The following is a 669-nucleotide window of genomic DNA, read 5'->3' on the forward strand; positions in this document are numbered from 1 at the left end:
GGGTGGTGCCCATCGGCGAGCGGGCGCTGGGCTGGCTGACACGCTATCTGGTGCAGGTCCGGCCACAGTTAGCGGCGCACTATGACAGCGGTTACCTGTTTATCTCGCAAAAGGGCAGGCCGCTCAGCCTGGGGCACCTGACCCAAATCGCAGGCAAGGCCATCCGCCATCAGGCGCAGCTTGACAAGCCGGGCGCCTGTCACCTGTTCCGGCATTCAATGGCGACGCAGATGCTGGACAACGGCGCGGATATCCGCCATATCCAGGCCATGCTGGGGCATGAGAAACTCAACACCACCCAGGTGTATACGCGGGTCGCCATCAAACAGCTCAGGCAGGTGCACAGCCAGACCCATCCGGCCGAGCGGGTGCCCCAGACCCAACCAGACGCAGACAACCATACCGAACCGCCAAAGAGCAGCTCAGGCGGTGCCAGCGGAGAACCTGACACAGACCCGAAACCACAGCGTACCGGACAGCCCGATAATCCCCGTTGAGTTCGCGGGGGTGCGGGGCAGGGGCAGACCGTGGCCGGACTGCCCGGAAGCAGCGGTGCCGGCGGGGGTAAATGGGCAATGGGCCGCGGCGGCCACGGTGTCCCCAATCACTGTGTGCCGGCTGCCCAAAGCCCATTTAACATAATGCAGGGAGATTATGCGAAATTCGCCG

General features: G+C 63.8%; 1 protein-coding gene. It reads left to right on the top strand.

What is annotated here, in order from left to right; all coding sequences use genetic code 11:
- The coding region (locus tag Xenpb_RS20595) for a tyrosine-type recombinase/integrase (protein ID WP_187655751.1) at positions 1-497 on the top strand (497 nt) is incomplete at its 5' end.
- Positions 498-669: the final 172 nt, after the last annotated feature.

Origin of the sequence: Xenorhabdus sp. PB62.4 (genome assembly GCF_014467285.1) — a bacterium.
GTDB lineage: Bacteria > Pseudomonadota > Gammaproteobacteria > Enterobacterales > Enterobacteriaceae > Xenorhabdus.